Raw genomic sequence first — 512 nt, 5'->3', positions numbered from 1 at the left:
CTAGTTATCACCTGACACCGGCCTCAAACCGGTGTCTTGTTTACGCTACTTTAGTGCGCACTTCCTTCGGTATCAATTTCAGACCCTTTTTGAACATGCTGTAGGGGGTTTGACCCTCCATCATCCTGCCCTGATGTGGCCGCTGGGTGTTGTAGTGATCCAGATAGCTGTCCAGGTCTGTCTGCATCTGCTCCACTGATTCATACCAGGTCGTCCTCCCCTTGATACGGAAGTGTTCATCCAGCAGGGTGCGATGTAGCCGCTCGATAAAGCCGTTGCTCTGCGGCCTGCGTACCTTGGTGGTCCGGTGCTCAATCCCCTCCAGTTGCAGGAACAGCTCGTAGGGGTGATGGTCAGGGCGCCCGTAGAACTCGCGCCCGTTGTCCGACAGGATGGTATAGACCCGCGCCTCGTGAGCCTCGAAGAACGGCAGGACCGTTTCGTTGAGCACATGGACCGAGGTCACCGGCAGCTTGCTGGTGTAGAGCCGTCCCCAGGCGTGGCGGCTGTAG

At 57.6% G+C, this 512-nt stretch carries 1 protein-coding gene; it reads right to left on the bottom strand.

Annotated elements, in window-relative coordinates:
* Window positions 1–40: 40 nt before the first annotated feature.
* A partial coding sequence (locus J9893_RS22085; RefSeq protein WP_210600935.1) for an integrase core domain-containing protein occupies window positions 41–512 on the bottom strand: 472 nt, incomplete at its 5' end.

It is taken from the genome of Aeromonas sp. MaB10011B (assembly GCF_017939325.1).
GTDB lineage: Bacteria > Pseudomonadota > Gammaproteobacteria > Enterobacterales > Aeromonadaceae > Aeromonas > Aeromonas caviae.
The sequence above is the reverse complement of the archived record's forward strand: the minus strand, read 5'-3'. Positions and strand labels throughout refer to the sequence as shown.